Consider the following 17214-nt stretch of genomic DNA (forward strand, 5'->3'; position numbering starts at 1 on the left):
TTAGATGAGGCGTTGCTCGAGGAACGAGAGGATGTCCTCCTGCGCCACGGCCTGGCTTTCACTGTCGCGGCGGGCCTTGTATTCCAAGGTGCCTTCGCCGAGACCGCGCTCGCTGACCACGATGCGATGGGGAATGCCGATCAGTTCCATATCAGCGAATTTGACGCCCGGACTGGTCTTCTTGTCACGGTCGTCGAGCAGCACTTCGTAGCCGGCAGCCGTGAGTTGCGCATAGAGCGCGTCGGTGGCTTCCTTGACCGACGGGGTCTCGTACTTCAACGGCACCAGGGCGATCTGGAACGGAGCCAGGGCGGCGGGCCAGAGAATGCCGCGCTCGTCGTTGTTCTGCTCGATGGCGGCGGCCACCACGCGGGATACGCCGATGCCGTAGCAGCCCATGATCAGGGTCACCGGCTTTCCGGCTTCGCCCAGCACCGAAAGCTTCATGGCCTCGGAATACTTGGTGCCGAGCTGGAAGATATGACCCACCTCGATGCCGCGCTTGATCACCAGGGTGCCCTTGCCATCGGGGCTCGGGTCGCCGGCGACGACGTTGCGCAGGTCGGCCACTTCCGGCAGCGGCAGGTCGCGCTCCCAGTTCACGCCGAAGTAGTGCTTGTCCTCGATGTTGGCGCCGACGGCGAAGTCGCTCATCAGGGCCACGGAGCGGTCGATGATGCACGGCAGCGGCAGGTTCAGCGGGCCGAGCGAGCCGGGTGCAGCGCCGATGGCGGCACGAATCTCGGCTTCGCCGGCAAACACCAGCGGGCTTGCCACCAAGGGTTGCTTGGCCGCCTTGATCTCGTTGAGTTCGTGATCGCCACGCACGACCAGCGCGACCAGCTTGCCTTCTTCGGCGCCCTGCACGATCAGGGTCTTGATGGTCTTCTCGATGGGCAGATCGAAGCCTTCGACCAGTGCCGCGATGGTCTTGGTGTCGGGGGTGTCGACCAGGCGCAATGCTTCGCTGGGTGCGGCGCGTTCGGTTTCGCGGGGCAGCGCTTCGGCCTTCTCGATGTTGGCGGCGTAGTCGGAGCTGTCGCTGAAGACGATATCATCCTCGCCGGACTCGGCGAGCACGTGGAACTCATGGGAGCCGTTGCCGCCGATGGAGCCGTTGTCGGCCTGTACGGGGCGATAATCCAGGCCCAGGCGGCTGAAGGTCTTGCAATAGGCCTGGTACATGACGTCGTAGGTTTCCTGCAGCGAGTCCTGCGACAGGTGGAAGGAGTAGGCGTCCTTCATCAGGAACTCGCGGCCACGCATCAGGCCGAAGCGCGGACGGATCTCGTCGCGGAACTTGGTCTGGATCTGGAAGAAGCTGATTGGCAGCTGCTTGTAACTGTTGAGCTCGTTACGTGCCAGGTCGGTAATGACTTCCTCGTGGGTCGGGCCGACGCAGAAGTCGCGTTGGTGACGGTCCTTCAGGCGCAGCAGTTCCGGGCCGTACTGCTCCCAGCGGCCGGATTCCTGCCAGAGTTCGGCAGGCTGGATGGCCGGCATCAGCACTTCCAGAGCGCCTGCCGCGGCCATTTCCTCGCGTACGATGGTTTCGGCCTTGCGCAGCACGCGCAGGCCCATTGGCAGCCAGGTGTACAGGCCCGAAGCCAGCTTGCGGATCATGCCCGCGCGCAGCATCAGCTGATGGCTGATCACCACCGCGTCGGAGGGGGTTTCCTTGAGGGTCGAGAGCAGGTACTGACTGGTGCGCATAAGAGGTCGCGAGGTCCGTTGTTGTGCAGGCTTGGCTGGGCATTGTAAGGCCAGCCCAGGCAGGCGTATAGGCGCCCGGTAGCCCTCGACGGCGACTCATCGTTCTTAAACGAAGAAGCCCGGCTTTCGCCGGGCTTCTTGTTCAACGGGTAACCGTGAGTCCTGGATTACAGGATGCTCAGCGGGTACTCGATGATTACGCGGGTGTCGCTGATTTCGCCACCCTGATAGCCATCGTGACCATCGTAGTAGGCTTGACGCAGGCGGAAGGACAGATCCTTGGCCGGGCCGTCTTGCAGTACGTACTTGGCCTCGAGGTTCCACTCGGTTTCTTTGGTGGTGTCGGTGCCGGTGTCGATGTCGGTACCTTTCAGGTAGCGGGTCATGAAGCTCAGACCCGGCACGCCGAGGGCAGCCATGTCCAGGTCATAGCGAACCTGCCAGGATTTCTCGCCCTTGCCGTTGAAGTCGGAGTACTGAACGGAGTTGTTCAGCCACACAGTGCCGCCGCCATCCAGGCCGTAGTAATAGCCGGTACCGTCGTCATCACCACCGCTGGACTTCTGGTATGCCACGGTGAATTTATGAGCGCCGATCGAGTAAGCAGCAGCCAGGCTGCCGATGGTGTTCTTCTCGCTGTCACCGGAAGAGGTGACACTAGAGTCATATTTGGTGCGGTAGATGTTGAAGTCGAAGTTCAGCGACTGCTCGTCGCTCAGCGGCAGGGTGTAGTTGACGTTGCCGTAGTACTTCTTGAAAGCGTCACCCACGCCAGATGCCTCGACGTCGCTGTAATACAGGGCAACGGACAGTGCATCATTTACGGAGTAGTTGAAACCCGCAAGATTCAGGCTGGAAAGGGTCGCGCCGTCGTAAGTAACGCTGTCATGGTGGGTGGAGTCCTGGGCGTTCAGCGAGGTGAAGTGGCCAAGGTTGACGTCCAGCCCGTCGATTTCGCTGCTAGTGACCAGGAAGCCGCGGGCGGTTTCCGGCAGCAGGCGGCTGTCATCGGTGGAGAGCACCGGCAGAGCGACGAACTGGTCGCCGTACTTGATGACGGTGTTGGAGAAGCGTGCCTTGGCGGCGGCGCCGAACTCGGAGTAGTCGTCGTGGGCCTTGCCATCGTCGCCGATGGACAGGGCGCCGGTACCGGCGCGGTCCGCGCTGCTGTCGAGCTTCAGGCCGACCAGGCCGATGGCATCGACGCCAAAGCCGACAGCACCCTGGGTGAAGCCGGATTCGAAGGTGGCGATGACGCCATGAGCCCATTCCTCACGATAGCTTTGCGCGGCGCCCGAATCGTGAAAATCACGATTCATGTAGAAGTTGCGGTTCAGGACGTTCAGGCTGCTATCGCCGACGAAGCCGTTCGATTCGGACTGCGCGCTGGCCATGGCCAGTTGAGAGGTACCCGCGGCGACTGCCAGGGCGATCACGCTCCACTTCATCACTTGCATCGTGATTTGCTCCTTTGGTTGAAATCATTGCCACCCTCTATGGGGCGGCTAGTTCTTCTGGATTCCGCGGCGGGGTTATAGCACGCAGCGGAGGCCGTTGAAAGTTGGCGGTTGGACGCGCCTGTCGATCACTTTTAGGGCTTCCCCATGGCCTCTCAGGCCCCACGACCCTGTATAGAGGCTCCAGTGAGCGACGGACAGGAGATAGCAATTAGCGTGCACAACTTCGATGAGTGAAAGAAAATGGCGTGTTTTCATATCTTTACCCTAACGAAGCGGCTGGGCGGCGGGATTATGGAAGGCGCCTGGAGCAAACTTCGCGCACCCGTGGTTCTTTCTGCACCTTCTTGGTGCGTGCTCGCCAGGGAACGGTGCTTGGCGCCACTGCCGCTTGCTGCGACCATAGACCGCTGAAAATCCGAGGTTCCCACCATGTTCGAACTGGCTCCTGAACTACAGCGCGACACGCTGCCGCTGGGCGACCTGCCCTTGTGCACGGTGTTGCTCATGAACGACGCACATTATCCCTGGTTCATTCTGGTGCCGCGGGTCGAGGCGGTGAGTGAGGTTTTTCAGCTGGATGCCGGTGATCAGGCGCGTCTCTGGAAAGAAGCGGGGCTGCTGGCCGAGCAGTTGAAGGACGGTTTTTCCGCCGACAAGATGAACATCGCCACGCTGGGCAACATGGTGCCGCAGTTGCACGTGCACGTGATTGCGCGCAAGAAGAGCGATGCGGCCTGGCCGGGGCCGGTGTGGGGGCGCTTTCCGGCGCAGCCTTATGACGAGGCGGCAGTAACGGCGATTCGCGAGCGCTTGCGCACGCTGTTGCCGGATAGCTTTAAGCCTTGGGAGTCCGTGCAGTGAGTGAGCAGCGGTTGCAGGAGCTGGAGACGCGCCAGGCGTTCCAGGACGACACCATCGCGGCGCTCAACGATGCGCTTTATCAGCAGCAGCGCCGTATCGAGCGCTTGGAATTGCAGCTCGGCGCCCTGGCGCGGCGCCTGGATGACGTGCGTGGACGCCTTCCCCCCGAGGAGGAGGCGCCACCGCCGCATTACTGAGAGCTCAGTGCGCGACCACGTCTTCGGCCTGCAGGCCTTTCTCGCGCTGCATCACGGTGAATTCCACGCGCTGGCCTTCCTGCAGGACGCGGTGACCGTCGCCGCGAATGGCGCGGAAGTGCACGAAGATGTCCTCGCCGCTGTCGCGGGAAATGAAGCCGAACCCCTTGGAGGTGTTGAACCACTTCACCGTGCCCGACTCGCGACCGTTTTCACTGCTGCGCGGTGCGCTGCTGGTGTGCGTGGGGCGCACGTTGCGGGGGTTGTGGCTGGGGCTGCGATTGATGGCGATGTGCAGGAGTACGGCGATGACGCTGAGTGCCAGGGGCAGCAGGACCGCCGGTTGTTCGCCAAGGGTCGGTAATGGCGCCAGTGCTACCACTGCCTGGATGAGGGTGGCGACTATCAGCAGCGCGCAGACCACCGCCTGCAACTGGCCTTGGCCCGGGCGTGTCGTGCGCGGCAGGAGCGGCGCGATCAGCAGATGTCCCAGGCCCAGGAACGTCAGGTAGAGCGCGTCGGGATGTGCGAGGTAGGTGATTTGTCCGGGTACTAGAGACAGTAGAACGGCGGCTGCGCCGGCCACGAAATGAAGGGTCTTCAACATGCTTGGGTGACTCGACTGTAGGGATAGATTGTTGTCGAGCGGGCGAGAGGAAGAAACTGGGAGTGCCCGCCGGCGGTACTCGGGCTCGGTACCACGACGGCGTATTTAACCGCAAACCCAGATGCGGCTCAAATCAAGCGCTTAGCATTTCTTTACCGGACTCTGCCGGTGGACGAGAGCCCCCGTGATGGGGGCCCTCTGGATTACGCGGCGAGCAGGCTGCGGAGCATCCACGCGGTCTTTTCGTGAACCTGCATGCGCTGGGTCAGCAGGTCGGCGGTGGGCTCGTCGGAAACCTTGTCCAGCAGCGGGAAGATGCCGCGGGCGGTGCGCACGACGGCTTCCTGGCCTTCGACCAGTTTCTTGATCATGTCCTCGGCGCTCGGCACGCCTTCTTCTTCCTTGATGGAGGAAAGGCGGGCATAGGCGGCGTAGGTGCCCGGCGCGGGGAAGCCCAGGGCGCGGATGCGCTCGGCGATGGCATCCACCGCCAGGGCCAGTTCGGTGTACTGCCCTTCGAACATCAGGTGCAGGGTGTTGAACATCGGCCCGGTGACGTTCCAGTGGAAGTTGTGGGTCTTCAGATACAGCGTGTAGGTGTCCGCGAGCAGCCGGGACAGGCCTTCGGCAATGGCTGCGCGGTCCTGTTCGGCGATACCGATGTTGATGTCCATGGAATCTCCTCGTGACTGAATAAGGAAGGGCGACGCCGACCCCCTTGGTCGCGTCGGCCACCGGAGGGTGACACTAGGGTCTGTTGACGTTTCGTTCGCGAGCCGCGTTGTCGCCGGAAATGGCCTGCGGTTAGGCGCAGGTCGCAGGCAATGGTTATTCCCTTGGCAAGTCCTGCAACGACAGCGCAGGCCATTTCTGGCACAACCCTTCGGGCCGGTGCCTGTTTTGGCGCGATACGGTGTTGCTCATCTTGGACTTACCCCGGTAAGCCCTGCGACTCGCGCCTTGTCTCGCGCCAAAACAGGCACCGGCGCGGCCGTGAACGAAACGTCAACAGACCCTAGCATAGCTGCGCCGCTGTGCGTGCGCGGTCAATTGCGCGCAGTGGCTGCGGTCGCTGTGGGCGTTCAGGCTGTTATATACTGCCGGGCTTTTGGTGGGGCAGCCCACCGAGCCGGCGAGAAATTCAATCGCGGGCGGCGCCTGGCGCCCCTCGCGCAGATCAGTGAGAAGAACCCAGACCATGATGCGCAGCCATTATTGCGGCCAACTCAACGAAAGCCTGGACGGCCAGGAAGTCACCCTTTGCGGCTGGGTCCACCGTCGCCGAGACCATGGCGGGGTGATCTTCCTCGACATCCGTGATCGCGAGGGGCTGGCCCAGGTGGTCTTCGATCCCGACCGCGCCGACACCTTCGCCAAGGCCGACCGCGTGCGCAGCGAATACGTGGTCAAGGTCACCGGCAAGGTGCGCATGCGTCCGGAAGGCGCGCGCAACCCGAACATGGCCAGCGGCTCCATCGAAGTGCTGGGTTACGAACTCGAGGTCCTGAACCAGGCAGAGACGCCGCCGTTCCCGCTGGACGAATACTCCGACGTCGGCGAGGAAACCCGCCTGCGCTATCGCTTCATCGATCTGCGTCGCCCGGAGATGGCCGCCAAGCTGAAGCTGCGTGCGCGCATCACCAGCAGCATCCGTCGCTATCTGGACGACAACGGTTTCCTCGATGTCGAGACTCCGATCCTCGGTCGCCCGACTCCGGAAGGCGCGCGTGACTACCTGGTGCCCAGCCGTACCTATCCGGGTCACTTCTTCGCCCTGCCGCAGTCGCCGCAGCTGTTCAAGCAACTGCTGATGGTGGCCGGCTTCGACCGCTACTACCAGATCGCCAAGTGCTTCCGCGACGAGGACCTGCGTGCCGACCGCCAGCCGGAATTCACCCAGATCGACATCGAGACCAGCTTCCTCGACGAAGACGACATCATCGCGTTGACCGAGAAGATGGTACGCCAGCTGTTCAAGGAAGTGCTGGACGTGGAGTTCGACGAATTCCCGCACATGCCTTTCGAAGAAGCCATGCGCCGCTATGGCTCGGACAAGCCCGACCTGCGCATCCCGCTGGAGCTGATCGACGTCGCCGACCAGTTGAAGGACGTGGAATTCAAGGTGTTCGCGGGCCCGGCCAACGATCCCAAGTGCCGTGTCGCCGCGCTGCGCGTCCCGGGCGGTGCGAGCATGCCGCGCAAGCAGATCGACGACTACACCAAGTTCGTCGGCATCTATGGTGCCAAGGGCCTGGCCTACATCAAGGTCAACGAGCGTGCCGCCGGCGTCGAGGGCCTGCAGTCGCCGATCGTCAAGAACATCCCGCTGGACAACCTCAACGTGATCCTCGATCGCGTCGGGGCGGTGGATGGCGACATCGTGTTCTTCGGCGCCGACAAGACCAAGGTCGTCTGCGATGCCCTGGGCGCGCTGCGCATCAAGCTCGGTCACGACCTCAAGCTACTCACCAAGGCGTGGGCGCCGATGTGGGTGGTGGACTTCCCGATGTTTGAAGAGAACGACGACGGCTCGCTGTCCGCGCTGCACCATCCGTTCACCTCGCCCAAGTGCTCCCCCGAGGAGCTGGAGGCCAACCCGGCTGGCGCACTGTCGCGCGCCTACGACATGGTGCTCAACGGCACCGAGCTGGGCGGTGGTTCCATCCGTATCCACGACAAGGCCATGCAGCAAGCGGTGTTCCGTGTGCTCGGCATCCAGGCCGAGGAGCAGGAAGAGAAGTTCGGCTTCCTGCTCGATGCCCTGAAATACGGTGCGCCGCCGCATGGTGGTCTGGCCTTCGGCCTGGATCGCCTGGTGATGCTGATGACCGGTGCGGCCTCGATTCGTGAAGTCATCGCCTTCCCGAAAACCCAGAGCGCCGGCGACGTGATGACCCAGGCGCCTGGCACCGTGGATGCCAAGGCACTGCGCGAGCTGAACATCCGCCTGCGCGAGCAGCAGAAGGCCGAGTAAGCGAGGGAGCGCCCGCACTTCGTTGCAGGCGCTGCACAAACGACGAGAGAAGACGGAGTGAGTTATGGCCGGTCATTCCAAATGGGCCAACATCAAGCACCGCAAAGGGCGTCAGGACGCCAAGCGCGGCAAGATCTTCACCAAGCTGATTCGTGAGCTGACCGTAGCTGCCCAGCAGGGTGGCGGCATTCCCGCCGACAACCCGCGCCTGCGCCTGGCGGTGGACAAGGCGCTCACCGCGAACATGACCCGCGACACCATCGACCGGGCCATCGCCCGCGGCGTGGGCAGCGACGCCAACGACAACATGGCCGAGCTGACCTACGAAGGCTATGCGCCCAGCGGCGTGGCGATCATCGTCGAGGCGATGACCGACAACCGCAACCGCACCGCCGCCGAAGTGCGGCACGCCTTCAGTAAGCACGGCGGCAACCTGGGAACCGACGGTTCGGTGGCCTACATGTTCGATCGCAAGGGGCGCATCACCTTCGCTCCCGGCGTCGAAGAGGACGCGCTGATGGAAGCCGCGCTGGAAGCCGGCGCCGACGACGTGGTGGTCGAGGACGACGGTTCTGCCGAAGTGCTGACCAGCTTCGCCGACTTCATCTCGGTGAACGAAGCGCTGAGCGCTGCCGGCTACAAGGGCGAAGAGAGCGAAGTGGCGATGATCCCGTCGATCGCTGCGCCCATCGCCGATCTGGAAACCGCGCAGAAGGTGCTCAAGCTGATCGACGCGTTGGAAGACCTGGACGACGTGCAGAACGTCTACCACAACGCCGAGATCCCCGACGAGATCATGGAACAGCTCGACTGATTCCTGAGGTGTTGGCGAAGGCCGGTCCCGCAGTGCGGTTCCGGCCTTTCTTTTTGGGGGATGGCGTAGCCCTGGGCTTTTGCGGGCCTATATACTCTCGCAACTGGATAAATAGACAGTTGGGCAGTCATAGATGACCCTCATCCTTGGTATCGACCCCGGCTCACGGATCACCGGTTACGGTGTGGTGAGCGATGACGGGCGCGGCTGCCGTTATGTGGCTTCCGGTTGCATTCGTACCGGCGGCGGTCCCTTGCCTGAGCGTCTGCAGGCGGTCTATCGCGGTATTCGCGAGGTCGTGCGCGAGCATGGGCCGGTGACCATGGGTATCGAGCAGGTCTTCATGGCGCGTAACGCGGACTCGGCGCTGAAACTCGGCCAGGCGCGTGGCGCGGCGATCGTCGCCTGCGTCGAAGAGGGGCTGGAGATCAACGAGTACACCGCCAGTCAGGTCAAGCAGGCCCTGGTGGGAACGGGCAGGGCGGACAAGGAGCAGGTGCAGATGATGGTCATGCACCTGCTGGGGCTGGTGCAGAAACCGCAGATCGATGCCTCCGATGCCCTGGCCATCGCCCTGTGCCATGCGCACAATCGGCAGAGTCTGATCCCCCATGGCCTGGCGGGCGCGCGCCGCCGCGGCGGTCGCCTGCGCTTGTGACGGCGGGCTTTTCTTACCTGGCGGTGCGAGCCGCCCACAGCGAGATTGAACTGACGTGATCGGACGCTTGCGTGGCACCCTGGCGGAAAAGCAGCCGCCGCATTTGCTTCTGGATGTGAATGGCGTCGGCTATGAGCTGGAAGTGCCGATGACCACCCTTTATCGTTTGCCCAGCGTTGGCGAGGTGCTGACGCTGCACGTGCATCAGGTCGTGCGCGAGGACGCGCACCTGCTCTATGGCTTCTTCGAGAAGCGTGAGCGCGAGCTGTTTCGCGAGCTGATCAGGCTCAATGGCGTGGGCCCCAAGCTGGCGCTGGCGTTGATGTCCGGGTTGGAGGTGGATGAGCTGGTGCGCTGCGTGCAGGCCCAGGACACTTCGGCGCTGGTCAAGGTGCCGGGGGTGGGCAAGAAGACCGCCGAGCGCCTGCTGGTGGAACTCAAGGATCGCTTCAAGGCCTGGGAGAATCTGCCGGCGATTGCGCCGCTGGTGATGGAACCCAAGGCCATATCGCCTGTCTCACGCGCCGAGAACGATGCCGTGAGCGCACTGATCGCGCTGGGCTTCAAGCCTCAGGAAGCCAGTCGCGCAGTGAGTGCGGTGCTGGAAGAGGGGCTGGCCAGCGAGGAACTGATTCGCCGAGCCTTGAAGGGCATGGCCTGACGCGCTTATTGGAACAAGACCCCAGATGATCGATGCCGACCGCCTGATAACCGCCAGCAGCCGCGACCGCGACGAACAGCTCGACCGCGCCATTCGCCCGCTCAAGCTTGCCGAGTACATCGGCCAGCCGACCGTGCGCGAACAGATGGAGCTGTTCATCCAGGCTGCCCGTGGGCGCGATGAGGCGCTCGACCATACCCTGATCTTCGGTCCGCCCGGTCTGGGCAAGACCACGCTCGCGAACATCATCGCCCAGGAAATGGGCGTGTCGATCAAGACCACATCCGGCCCGGTGCTCGAGCGCCCTGGCGATCTCGCCGCGCTGCTCACCAACCTGGAAGCCGGCGACGTACTTTTCGTCGACGAGATCCATCGCCTGTCGCCCATCGTCGAGGAAGTGCTGTATCCGGCGATGGAGGACTTCCAGCTGGACATCATGATCGGCGAAGGCCCCGCGGCCCGCTCGATCAAGCTCGACCTGCCACCCTTCACCCTGGTGGGGGCGACGACCCGCGCCGGCATGCTGACCAATCCGCTGCGAGACCGCTTCGGTATCGTCCAGCGCCTGGAGTTCTACAGCAGCCAGGACCTGGCTACCATCGTCGCCCGTTCTGCAGGCATCCTCGGGCTGCACATCGACCCTGAGGGGGCGTTCGAGATCGCCCGGCGCGCACGCGGCACGCCGCGTATCGCCAACCGCCTGTTGCGCCGCGTTCGCGATTTCGCCCAGGTGCGCGGGGATGGCGACATCAGCCGCCAGGTCGCGGATCAGGCGCTGAACCTGCTGGACGTCGACGCCAGCGGTTTCGATCACCAGGACCGGCGGCTGTTGCTGACCATGATCGACAAGTTCGATGGTGGCCCGGTCGGCATCGACAACCTCGCCGCGGCGATCAGCGAAGAGCGCCACACCATCGAGGACGTCCTGGAGCCCTACCTGATCCAGCAGGGCTACATCATGCGTACGCCCCGAGGCCGGGTTGTCACGCGCCACGCTTATCTGCACTTCGGGCTCAACCCGCCCGGTCGGCAGAACGAGGTCACGGTGAACGACCTGTTTTCCGGGACTGATGGCTGAGGTCGCGGTGATACAAAAAATCCATCACGCCCCGATTGGCAAGCAGCGAGGCTGGCACTAGAGTATGCGCGCGCACAACGCAGTGCCGGAGTTCGTGCATCGCTGCCGGGTGTATTACGAAGACACCGACGCAGGCGGCATCGTCTACTACGTCAATTACCTCAAGTTCATGGAGCGGGCCCGTACCGAACGGTTGCGCGCACTGGGATTTTCCCAGTCGCAGCTGGCGGCGGAGAACCTGCTATTCGTCGTGCATTCGGCCCAGGCGCGCTACCACGCGCCGGCGCGGCTCGACGACGAGCTGGAGGTGACGGCAACGGTAAGCGAACTCAAGCGCGCCAGCCTGACGTTCACCCAGCAAGTACGCCGGGCCGATGATGGCCGGCTGCTGTGCGAAGGACATTTTCTGGTCGCCTGCGTCCGTGGCGACACCCTGAAACCCCGACCGATACCTGAAGCGCTGAGCGAAGCCTTCACTGCCGAGTCGGACCCCATTCCTGCAGGAGAGTAAGCGTGGAAGCCAACGCCGCCGTCGACCATATGTCCATGTGGAGCCTGATCAGCAACGCCAGTATCGTGGTGCAGCTGGTCATGCTCGTACTGGTCTCTGCCTCGGTCACATCCTGGGTGCTGATCTTCCAGCGCGGTGCGCTGCTGCGGGCGGCGAAACGCTCGCTGGAGAGCTTCGAGGAGCGTTTCTGGTCGGGTATCGACCTGTCCAAGCTGTACCGCCAGGCGGGTGCCGATCCGGACCCGGACAGCGGTTCCGAGCAGATCTTCCGCGCCGGCTTCAAGGAGTATTCGCGTCTTCGTCAACAGGCGGGCGTCGATGCCGATGCCGTGATGGACGGTGTCGCCCGCGCGATGCGCGTGGCCATCGCCAAGGAAGAGGAAAAACTCGAGCAGGCGTTGCCGTTCCTCGCCACCGTCGGCTCGACCAGTCCCTACATCGGCCTGTTCGGCACCGTGTGGGGCATCATGAACTCCTTCCGTGGCCTGGCGCAGGTGCAGCAGGCCACCCTGGCTACCGTCGCCCCGGGTATCGCCGAGGCCCTGATCGCCACCGCCATCGGCCTGTTCGCCGCGATCCCCGCGGTCATCGCCTACAACCGTTTCTCCGCGCGCGGCGAGACGCTGATCGCCCGCTACTACACCTTCGCCGACGAGTTCCAGGCGATTCTGCACCGCAAGGTGCATAGCAGCGAAGAGTGACGCGACGAGCCAATCAGCAGGTGCAATGACAGATGGGCAGAATCCGTAACAGACGCAAGCCGGTCGCCGAGATGAACGTGGTGCCTTACATCGATGTGATGCTGGTGCTGCTGGTGATCTTCATGGTGACCGCGCCGATGCTCAATCAGGGCGTCAAGGTCGATCTTCCGAAGGTTTCCAGCGAGGCGTTGCCGCAGGACAACAACGCTCGTGTGCTGACCATTTCCATCAAGGCCGATGAAAGCTACTACTGGAACATGGGCGACGCGGTGGAGACCGAGCAGAGCAAGGACAGCGAGAGCGCCGTGTCGCTCGACCAACTGGTGCAGGCCGCCAGCGGCATCATGGCGGAGAACAGCCGCCAGGGTCGTCAGGTGCAGGTCTTCGTGCGTGGCGACAAGGCCGTCGACTATGGCGCGGTGATGCGCGTGATGGGCGGCCTGCAGCAAGCCGGAGTGAGTAACGTCGGCCTGATCACCGAGGCACCCTGATGCCCGAGCATCGCGAGCAGTCGCCGTCGCAGAGCTATTTCTGGCCCGTGGTGCTGGCGGTCGGCCTGCATGTGCTGATCTTCGCCACCTTGTTCGTCAGCTTCCAGATGACCGAGGAGCTGCCGCCGTCCAAGCCGATCATCCAGGCGACGCTGTATCAGCTCAAGTCGCAGAGCCAGGCAACCACGCAGACCAACCAGAAAATCGCTGGCGAGGCCAAGCGAACCGCTGCGCCGCAGCACGAAACCGAGCAGCTCGAACAGCGCAAGCTGGAAGAGCAGCGCCAGGCCGTTGCACGCGCGGCGGAACAAAAAAAGGCCGAGGAGGCTCGAAAAGCCGAGGCCGCTGCCGAGGCTGCGGAAAAGGCCGCTACGGAGAAAGCCGCCGCCGAGAAGGCGGCGACTGAAAAGGCCAAGGCCGAAGCCGAACAGAAACGCCAGGCGGATATTGCCCGCAAGAAGGCCGAGGACGAGGCCAAGCAGAAGGCGGCAGAAGAGGCCAAGAAAAAGGCCGCCGAAGACGCCCGCAAGAAAGCGGCGGAAGAGGCGAAGAAGAAAGCCGCGGCGGCGGATGCCGCTCGCAAGAAGGCTGCTGAAGAGGCCAAGAAAAAGGCCGCCGCGGAAGATGCCAAGAAGAAGCAGGCCGATGCGGCGCGCAAGGCAGTCGAGGATCAGAAGGCAGCAGCGCTGGCTGATCTGCTCTCGGACAACGTACAGAACCAGCAGGCGCTGGCTGATACCCACGGCGATCAGGTGGCAGGTAACCTCGATGATCTGATCATCAACCTGATCACCCAGTACTGGCAGCGCCCGATGTCGGCACGCCGTGGCATGAGCGTCGAGCTGCTGATTCAGATGTTGCCCGATGGCACCATCACCAACGCCAGCGTGTCGCGCTCCAGCGGCGATGCGACATTCGACAGCTCAGCCGTGGCTGCGGTACGCAACGTGGGACGTATTCCCGATATGCAACAACTGGATCGCGCCACTTTCGACAGCCTTTACCGGCAGCGTCGCATCATCTTCAACCCGGAGGATTGAGCTCTGTGAACAATCTGATTCGTATCGCCCTGTTGGGGCTGGTCATGCTGGTCGGTAGCGTCCAGGCGGCCGATCCGCTGGTGATCTCTCGAGGCGCGGACCGCGCCACGCCCATAGCCGTGGTGCCCTTCGGCTGGCAGGGTGGTAGCGTGCTGCCCGAGGACATCTCGCAGATCGTCGGCAACGATCTGCGCAACTCGGGTGTGTTCGAGCCCATTCCACGGCAGAACATGATCAGCCTGCCGACAGGCGCCAACGAGATCATCTACCGCGACTGGAAGGCCATCGGCGCGCAGTACGTGGTGGTGGGTAGCATCGTGCCGGCCGGCGGCAACCTGCAGGTCCAATACGCGGTGTTCAACGTCGCCACCGAGCAGCAGGTGATGGCGGGTACCGCAGGTGGCAGCACCGACCAGTTGCGCGATATCGCCCACTACATCTCCGACCAGACCTTCGAGAAACTCACCGGCGTGAAGGGTGCGTTTTCGACCAAGTTGCTTTACGTGACCGCCGAGCAGATGGGCGGCAGCAACACGCGCTATACGCTGCAGCGTTCGGACTACGATGGCGCGCGCGCGAGCACCTTGCTGCAGTCGCGTGAGCCGATCCTCTCGCCGCGTTTCGCACCGGATGGTCGTCGTATTGCCTACGTCTCTTTCGAGCAGCGTCGTCCGCGTATCTTCCTGCAGCACATCGATACCGGTCGCCGCGAGCAGCTGACCAATTTCGAGGGGCTCAATGGTGCCCCGGCGTTTTCCCCGGATGGCAATCGCCTGGCGTTCGTCCTGTCGAAGGACGGCAACCCGGAAATCTATGTGATGAACTTGGCGTCCCGGCAGATTAGCCGTGTGACCAATTCGCCCAGTATCGAAACCGAGCCCTTCTGGGGCGCCGATGGGCAGACGCTTTATTTCACGTCGGATCGTGCGGGCAAGCCGCAGATCTACAAGCAGAGCATCAGTGGCGGGCAAGCGGAGCGCGTCACGTTCGTGGGTAATTACAACGCGAACCCGAAACTTTCCGCGGATGAAAAGACGTTGGTCATGATTCACCGTCAAGACGGTTATGCCAACTTCAAAGTAGCTGCGCAGGACCTCCAGCGGGGCAACTTGCGGATACTCTCCGACACTAACTTGGACGAGTCGCCCACTGTTGCACCCAATGGCACCATGCTAATCTACGCCACCCGTCAACAGGGCCGGGGAGTCTTGATGCTCGCCTCCATCAATGGTCGAGTTAGGCTCCCACTTCCTACCGCTCAAGGCGAAGTCCGTGAGCCATCCTGGTCCCCTTACCTGAACTGATGCGGCGTCAACAGACTCGAAAAAATACACACTTGGGGTTCATTAGGAGTTTCACAATGGAAATGCTGAAGTTTGGTAAGTTTGCTGCTCTGTCGCTGGCCCTGGCCGTTGCCGTGGGTTGTTCGTCCAAAGGCGGCGACGCTTCCGGCGAAGGTGCTGCAGTCGACCCGAACGCCGGTTACGGCGCTGGCGCCAACAGCGGTGCTGTCGACGGCAGCCTGAGCGAAGAGGCCGCCCTGCGCGCCATCACCACCTTCTACTTCGACTACGACAGCTCGGACCTCAAGCCCGAAGCCATGCGTGCCCTGGACGTCCACGCCAAGGACCTGCGTAACAACGGCGCTCGCGTCGTTCTCGAAGGTCACACCGACGAGCGCGGTACCCGCGAATACAACATGGCCCTGGGCGAGCGTCGTGCCGACGCCGTGAAACGCTACCTGGTCCTGCAGGGCGTTGCTCCGGCTCAGCTGGAACTGGTTTCCTACGGCGAAGAGCGTCCGGTCGCCAACGGCCACGACGAGCAGTCCTGGGCGCAGAACCGTCGCGTCGAACTGCGTAAGTAAGTCGTTATGAAGTATCGCCGTGCCCTGACCCTGCTGGTTGCCAGCCTGCCCGTTGTAGCGCTGGCCCAGGTTCCCGTGGAAGATGGCTCCGGTTATTCCGGTAGCACCTATTCGACACCGGCCAGCGGCACGAGCGGCACCTATGCCGGGGGCGGCGCGCAAGCGCCGTCCTCTGCGCAGGGTGAGTTGTTCATGCAACTGCAGCAGATGCAGAACGAGATTTCCCAGTTGCGCGGTCGGCTCGAAGAGCAGGAAAACGACATCCGCCAACTGAAACAGCAGGGCCTGGAACGTTACCAGGAACTGGACCGCCGTCTGAGCAGCGCTAGCCAGCAGCCGCCGCAGCAGCCTGCGTCCGGCAATGGCGCCATCGATGCCAGCGGCACGCCGACTCCGCCAGCCGGCAATAATGCGGCGGCCGGAAATGCGCCGGCGGCCGATCCGGCCAACGAGAAGCTTTACTACGACGCCGCCTTCGACCTGATCAAGGCGAAGGATTTCGACAAGGCCTCGCAGGCGTTCAATGGTTTTCTGCAGAAGTTTCCCAATAGCCAGTACGCCGGGAATGCGCAGTACTGGCTGGGCGAGATCAGTCTTGCCCAGGGCGATTTGCAGGGGGCAGGGCGTGCCTTCGCTCGCGTGAGCCAGGCCTACCCCAGTCACACCAAAGTACCTGACTCGCTGTACAAGCTGGCCGATGTGGAGCGTCGTCTCGGTAATACCGATCGTGCCCGCAGCGCGTTGCAGCAAGTCGTCAGTCAGTATCCTGGCAGCTCTGCCGCGCAGCTTGCGAAGCGCGACCTGCAATCGATGCCCTGAGCATCGGGCGTTCATCCAGAAACCCGCGCCTGTCGCGGGTTTCGTCTTTTTGCGAAGGACTTCTTCATGAGCCAAGACAAGGCGGTGGTACTGCTATCCGGTGGTCTGGATTCGGCGACGGTGCTGGCCATGGCGCGCGCCGAAGGGCGAGCCTGCTACAGCATGAGCCTGGACTATGGGCAGCGCCATCGTGCCGAGCTGGATGCCGCTCGGCGTCTCGCCGAGCATCTGGGTGTGGTGGAGCACAAGGTCGTGCGCCTAGACCTGGGTGGTATTGGCGGTTCGGCGCTGACCGACACCCGCATCGCGGTGCCGGAGGCGGCCAGCGAGGGCATTCCGGTGACCTACGTCCCGGCGCGTAACACGCTGATGCTGTCCCTTGCGCTGGGCTGGGCCGAGGTGCTCGAAGCACCAGAGATTCATATCGGTGTGAACGCTGTGGACTATTCCGGCTATCCCGACTGCCGTCCGGCCTTCGTCGAGGCGTTCGAGCGGGTCGCCAACCTGGCCACCCGTGCCGGCGTGGAAGGGCAGGGCTTTCGAATCCTTGCGCCGCTGCAGCACCTGAGCAAGGCGCAGATCGTTCAGGCTGGCAGCGCGCTGGGACTGGATTATGGGCTTACCGTGTCCTGCTATCAGGCGGACGAGGCGGGACGTGCCTGCGGGCGCTGCGATAGCTGCCGACTGCGTGCAGAAGGCTTTGCCGTTGCTGGCCTGGCTGACCCCACGCGTTATCAATGACGGTTTTTTAGAAAAGGTGTT

At 63.1% G+C, this 17214-nt stretch carries 19 protein-coding genes; 15 read left to right on the plus strand and 4 right to left on the minus strand.

The window, feature by feature from the left end:
* Positions 1 to 1713 (minus strand): proline--tRNA ligase, encoded by a 1713-nt coding sequence (locus ACYRGX_RS10055; RefSeq protein WP_473056417.1) that lies wholly within the window; start codon positions 1711 to 1713, stop codon positions 1 to 3.
* A gap of 167 nt (positions 1714 to 1880) precedes the next feature.
* Positions 1881 to 3170 carry an OprD family porin gene (locus ACYRGX_RS10060; RefSeq protein WP_473056418.1) on the minus strand — a complete coding sequence of 430 codons (1290 nt, stop codon included), beginning with the start codon at positions 3168 to 3170 and terminating at the stop codon, positions 1881 to 1883.
* A gap of 432 nt (positions 3171 to 3602) precedes the next feature.
* Here ACYRGX_RS10060 and ACYRGX_RS10065 point away from each other — a divergent pair, with 432 nt between their 5' ends.
* Both ACYRGX_RS10065 and ACYRGX_RS10070 read left to right on the plus strand, forming a co-directional pair.
* Positions 3603 to 4034 carry an HIT domain-containing protein gene (locus ACYRGX_RS10065; RefSeq protein ID WP_473056419.1) on the plus strand — a complete coding sequence of 144 codons (432 nt, stop codon included), beginning with the start codon at positions 3603 to 3605 and terminating at the stop codon, positions 4032 to 4034.
* Positions 4031 to 4231, plus strand: coding sequence for a SlyX family protein (locus ACYRGX_RS10070; RefSeq protein ID WP_473056420.1), 201 nt, complete (start codon positions 4031 to 4033; stop codon positions 4229 to 4231). The genes ACYRGX_RS10065 and ACYRGX_RS10070 overlap by 4 nt, the downstream gene beginning before the upstream one ends.
* Positions 4232 to 4235: 4 nt before the next feature.
* Here ACYRGX_RS10070 and ACYRGX_RS10075 read toward each other — a convergent pair whose 3' ends face one another.
* Positions 4236 to 4838: a cold-shock protein gene (locus tag ACYRGX_RS10075; RefSeq protein WP_473056421.1), complete on the minus strand. Its 603-nt coding sequence runs from the start codon at positions 4836 to 4838 to the stop codon at positions 4236 to 4238.
* Between the two features lie 203 nt (positions 4839 to 5041).
* Complete coding sequence (locus ACYRGX_RS10080; protein ID WP_473056422.1) at positions 5042 to 5512, minus strand: Dps family protein; 471 nt, start codon at positions 5510 to 5512, stop codon at positions 5042 to 5044.
* Positions 5513 to 6036: 524 nt separating this feature from the next.
* Between ACYRGX_RS10080 and aspS the strand changes: the two genes are divergently transcribed.
* The 13 genes from aspS (at position 6037) to queC (ending at position 17193) form a co-directional block, all read left to right on the plus strand.
* Positions 6037 to 7812, plus strand: a complete 1776-nt coding sequence (aspS, locus tag ACYRGX_RS10085; RefSeq protein ID WP_473056423.1) for an aspartate--tRNA ligase — start codon at positions 6037 to 6039, stop codon at positions 7810 to 7812.
* Positions 7813 to 7876: 64 nt separating this feature from the next.
* Positions 7877 to 8626, plus strand: a complete 750-nt coding sequence (locus ACYRGX_RS10090) for a YebC/PmpR family DNA-binding transcriptional regulator (protein WP_473056424.1) — start codon at positions 7877 to 7879, stop codon at positions 8624 to 8626.
* Positions 8627 to 8759: 133 nt separating this feature from the next.
* Positions 8760 to 9284: a crossover junction endodeoxyribonuclease RuvC gene (gene ruvC, locus ACYRGX_RS10095; RefSeq protein ID WP_473056425.1), complete on the plus strand. Its 525-nt coding sequence runs from the start codon at positions 8760 to 8762 to the stop codon at positions 9282 to 9284.
* A 55-nt stretch (positions 9285 to 9339) separates the two neighbouring features.
* Positions 9340 to 9945 carry a Holliday junction branch migration protein RuvA gene (gene ruvA / locus ACYRGX_RS10100; RefSeq protein ID WP_473056426.1) on the plus strand — a complete coding sequence of 202 codons (606 nt, stop codon included), beginning with the start codon at positions 9340 to 9342 and terminating at the stop codon, positions 9943 to 9945.
* Between the two features lie 25 nt (positions 9946 to 9970).
* Positions 9971 to 11023: a Holliday junction branch migration DNA helicase RuvB gene (ruvB, locus tag ACYRGX_RS10105; RefSeq protein WP_473056427.1), complete on the plus strand. Its 1053-nt coding sequence runs from the start codon at positions 9971 to 9973 to the stop codon at positions 11021 to 11023.
* Positions 11024 to 11087: 64 nt separating this feature from the next.
* Positions 11088 to 11534, plus strand: a complete 447-nt coding sequence (ybgC, locus tag ACYRGX_RS10110) for a tol-pal system-associated acyl-CoA thioesterase (protein ID WP_473056428.1) — start codon at positions 11088 to 11090, stop codon at positions 11532 to 11534.
* Positions 11535 to 11536: 2 nt separating this feature from the next.
* On the plus strand, positions 11537 to 12235 hold the full coding sequence (tolQ, locus tag ACYRGX_RS10115; RefSeq protein ID WP_473056429.1) for a protein TolQ: 699 nt from the start codon (positions 11537 to 11539) through the stop codon (positions 12233 to 12235).
* 32 nt (positions 12236 to 12267) lie between these two features.
* Positions 12268 to 12726, plus strand: a complete 459-nt coding sequence (gene tolR / locus ACYRGX_RS10120) for a protein TolR (RefSeq protein WP_473056430.1) — start codon at positions 12268 to 12270, stop codon at positions 12724 to 12726.
* Positions 12726 to 13766: a cell envelope integrity protein TolA gene (tolA, locus tag ACYRGX_RS10125; RefSeq protein WP_473056431.1), complete on the plus strand. Its 1041-nt coding sequence runs from the start codon at positions 12726 to 12728 to the stop codon at positions 13764 to 13766. The genes tolR and tolA overlap by 1 nt, the downstream gene beginning before the upstream one ends.
* Before the next feature lie 5 nt (positions 13767 to 13771).
* Positions 13772 to 15070: a Tol-Pal system beta propeller repeat protein TolB gene (gene tolB, locus ACYRGX_RS10130; protein WP_473056432.1), complete on the plus strand. Its 1299-nt coding sequence runs from the start codon at positions 13772 to 13774 to the stop codon at positions 15068 to 15070.
* Between the two features lie 56 nt (positions 15071 to 15126).
* Positions 15127 to 15633 (plus strand): peptidoglycan-associated lipoprotein Pal, encoded by a 507-nt coding sequence (gene pal, locus ACYRGX_RS10135; RefSeq protein ID WP_473056433.1) that lies wholly within the window; start codon positions 15127 to 15129, stop codon positions 15631 to 15633.
* 6 nt (positions 15634 to 15639) lie between these two features.
* The gene (gene ybgF, locus ACYRGX_RS10140; RefSeq protein WP_473056434.1) at positions 15640 to 16452 is read left to right on the plus strand and encodes a tol-pal system protein YbgF; all 813 of its coding nucleotides are present in this window, start codon (positions 15640 to 15642) and stop codon (positions 16450 to 16452) included.
* 66 nt (positions 16453 to 16518) lie between these two features.
* A complete protein-coding gene (queC, locus tag ACYRGX_RS10145) occupies positions 16519 to 17193 on the plus strand; it encodes a 7-cyano-7-deazaguanine synthase QueC (RefSeq protein ID WP_473056435.1) in 675 nt (224 codons plus the stop codon).
* Positions 17194 to 17214 lie beyond the last annotated feature (21 nt).

It is taken from the genome of Pseudomonas sp. R4-15, from assembly GCF_055768815.1.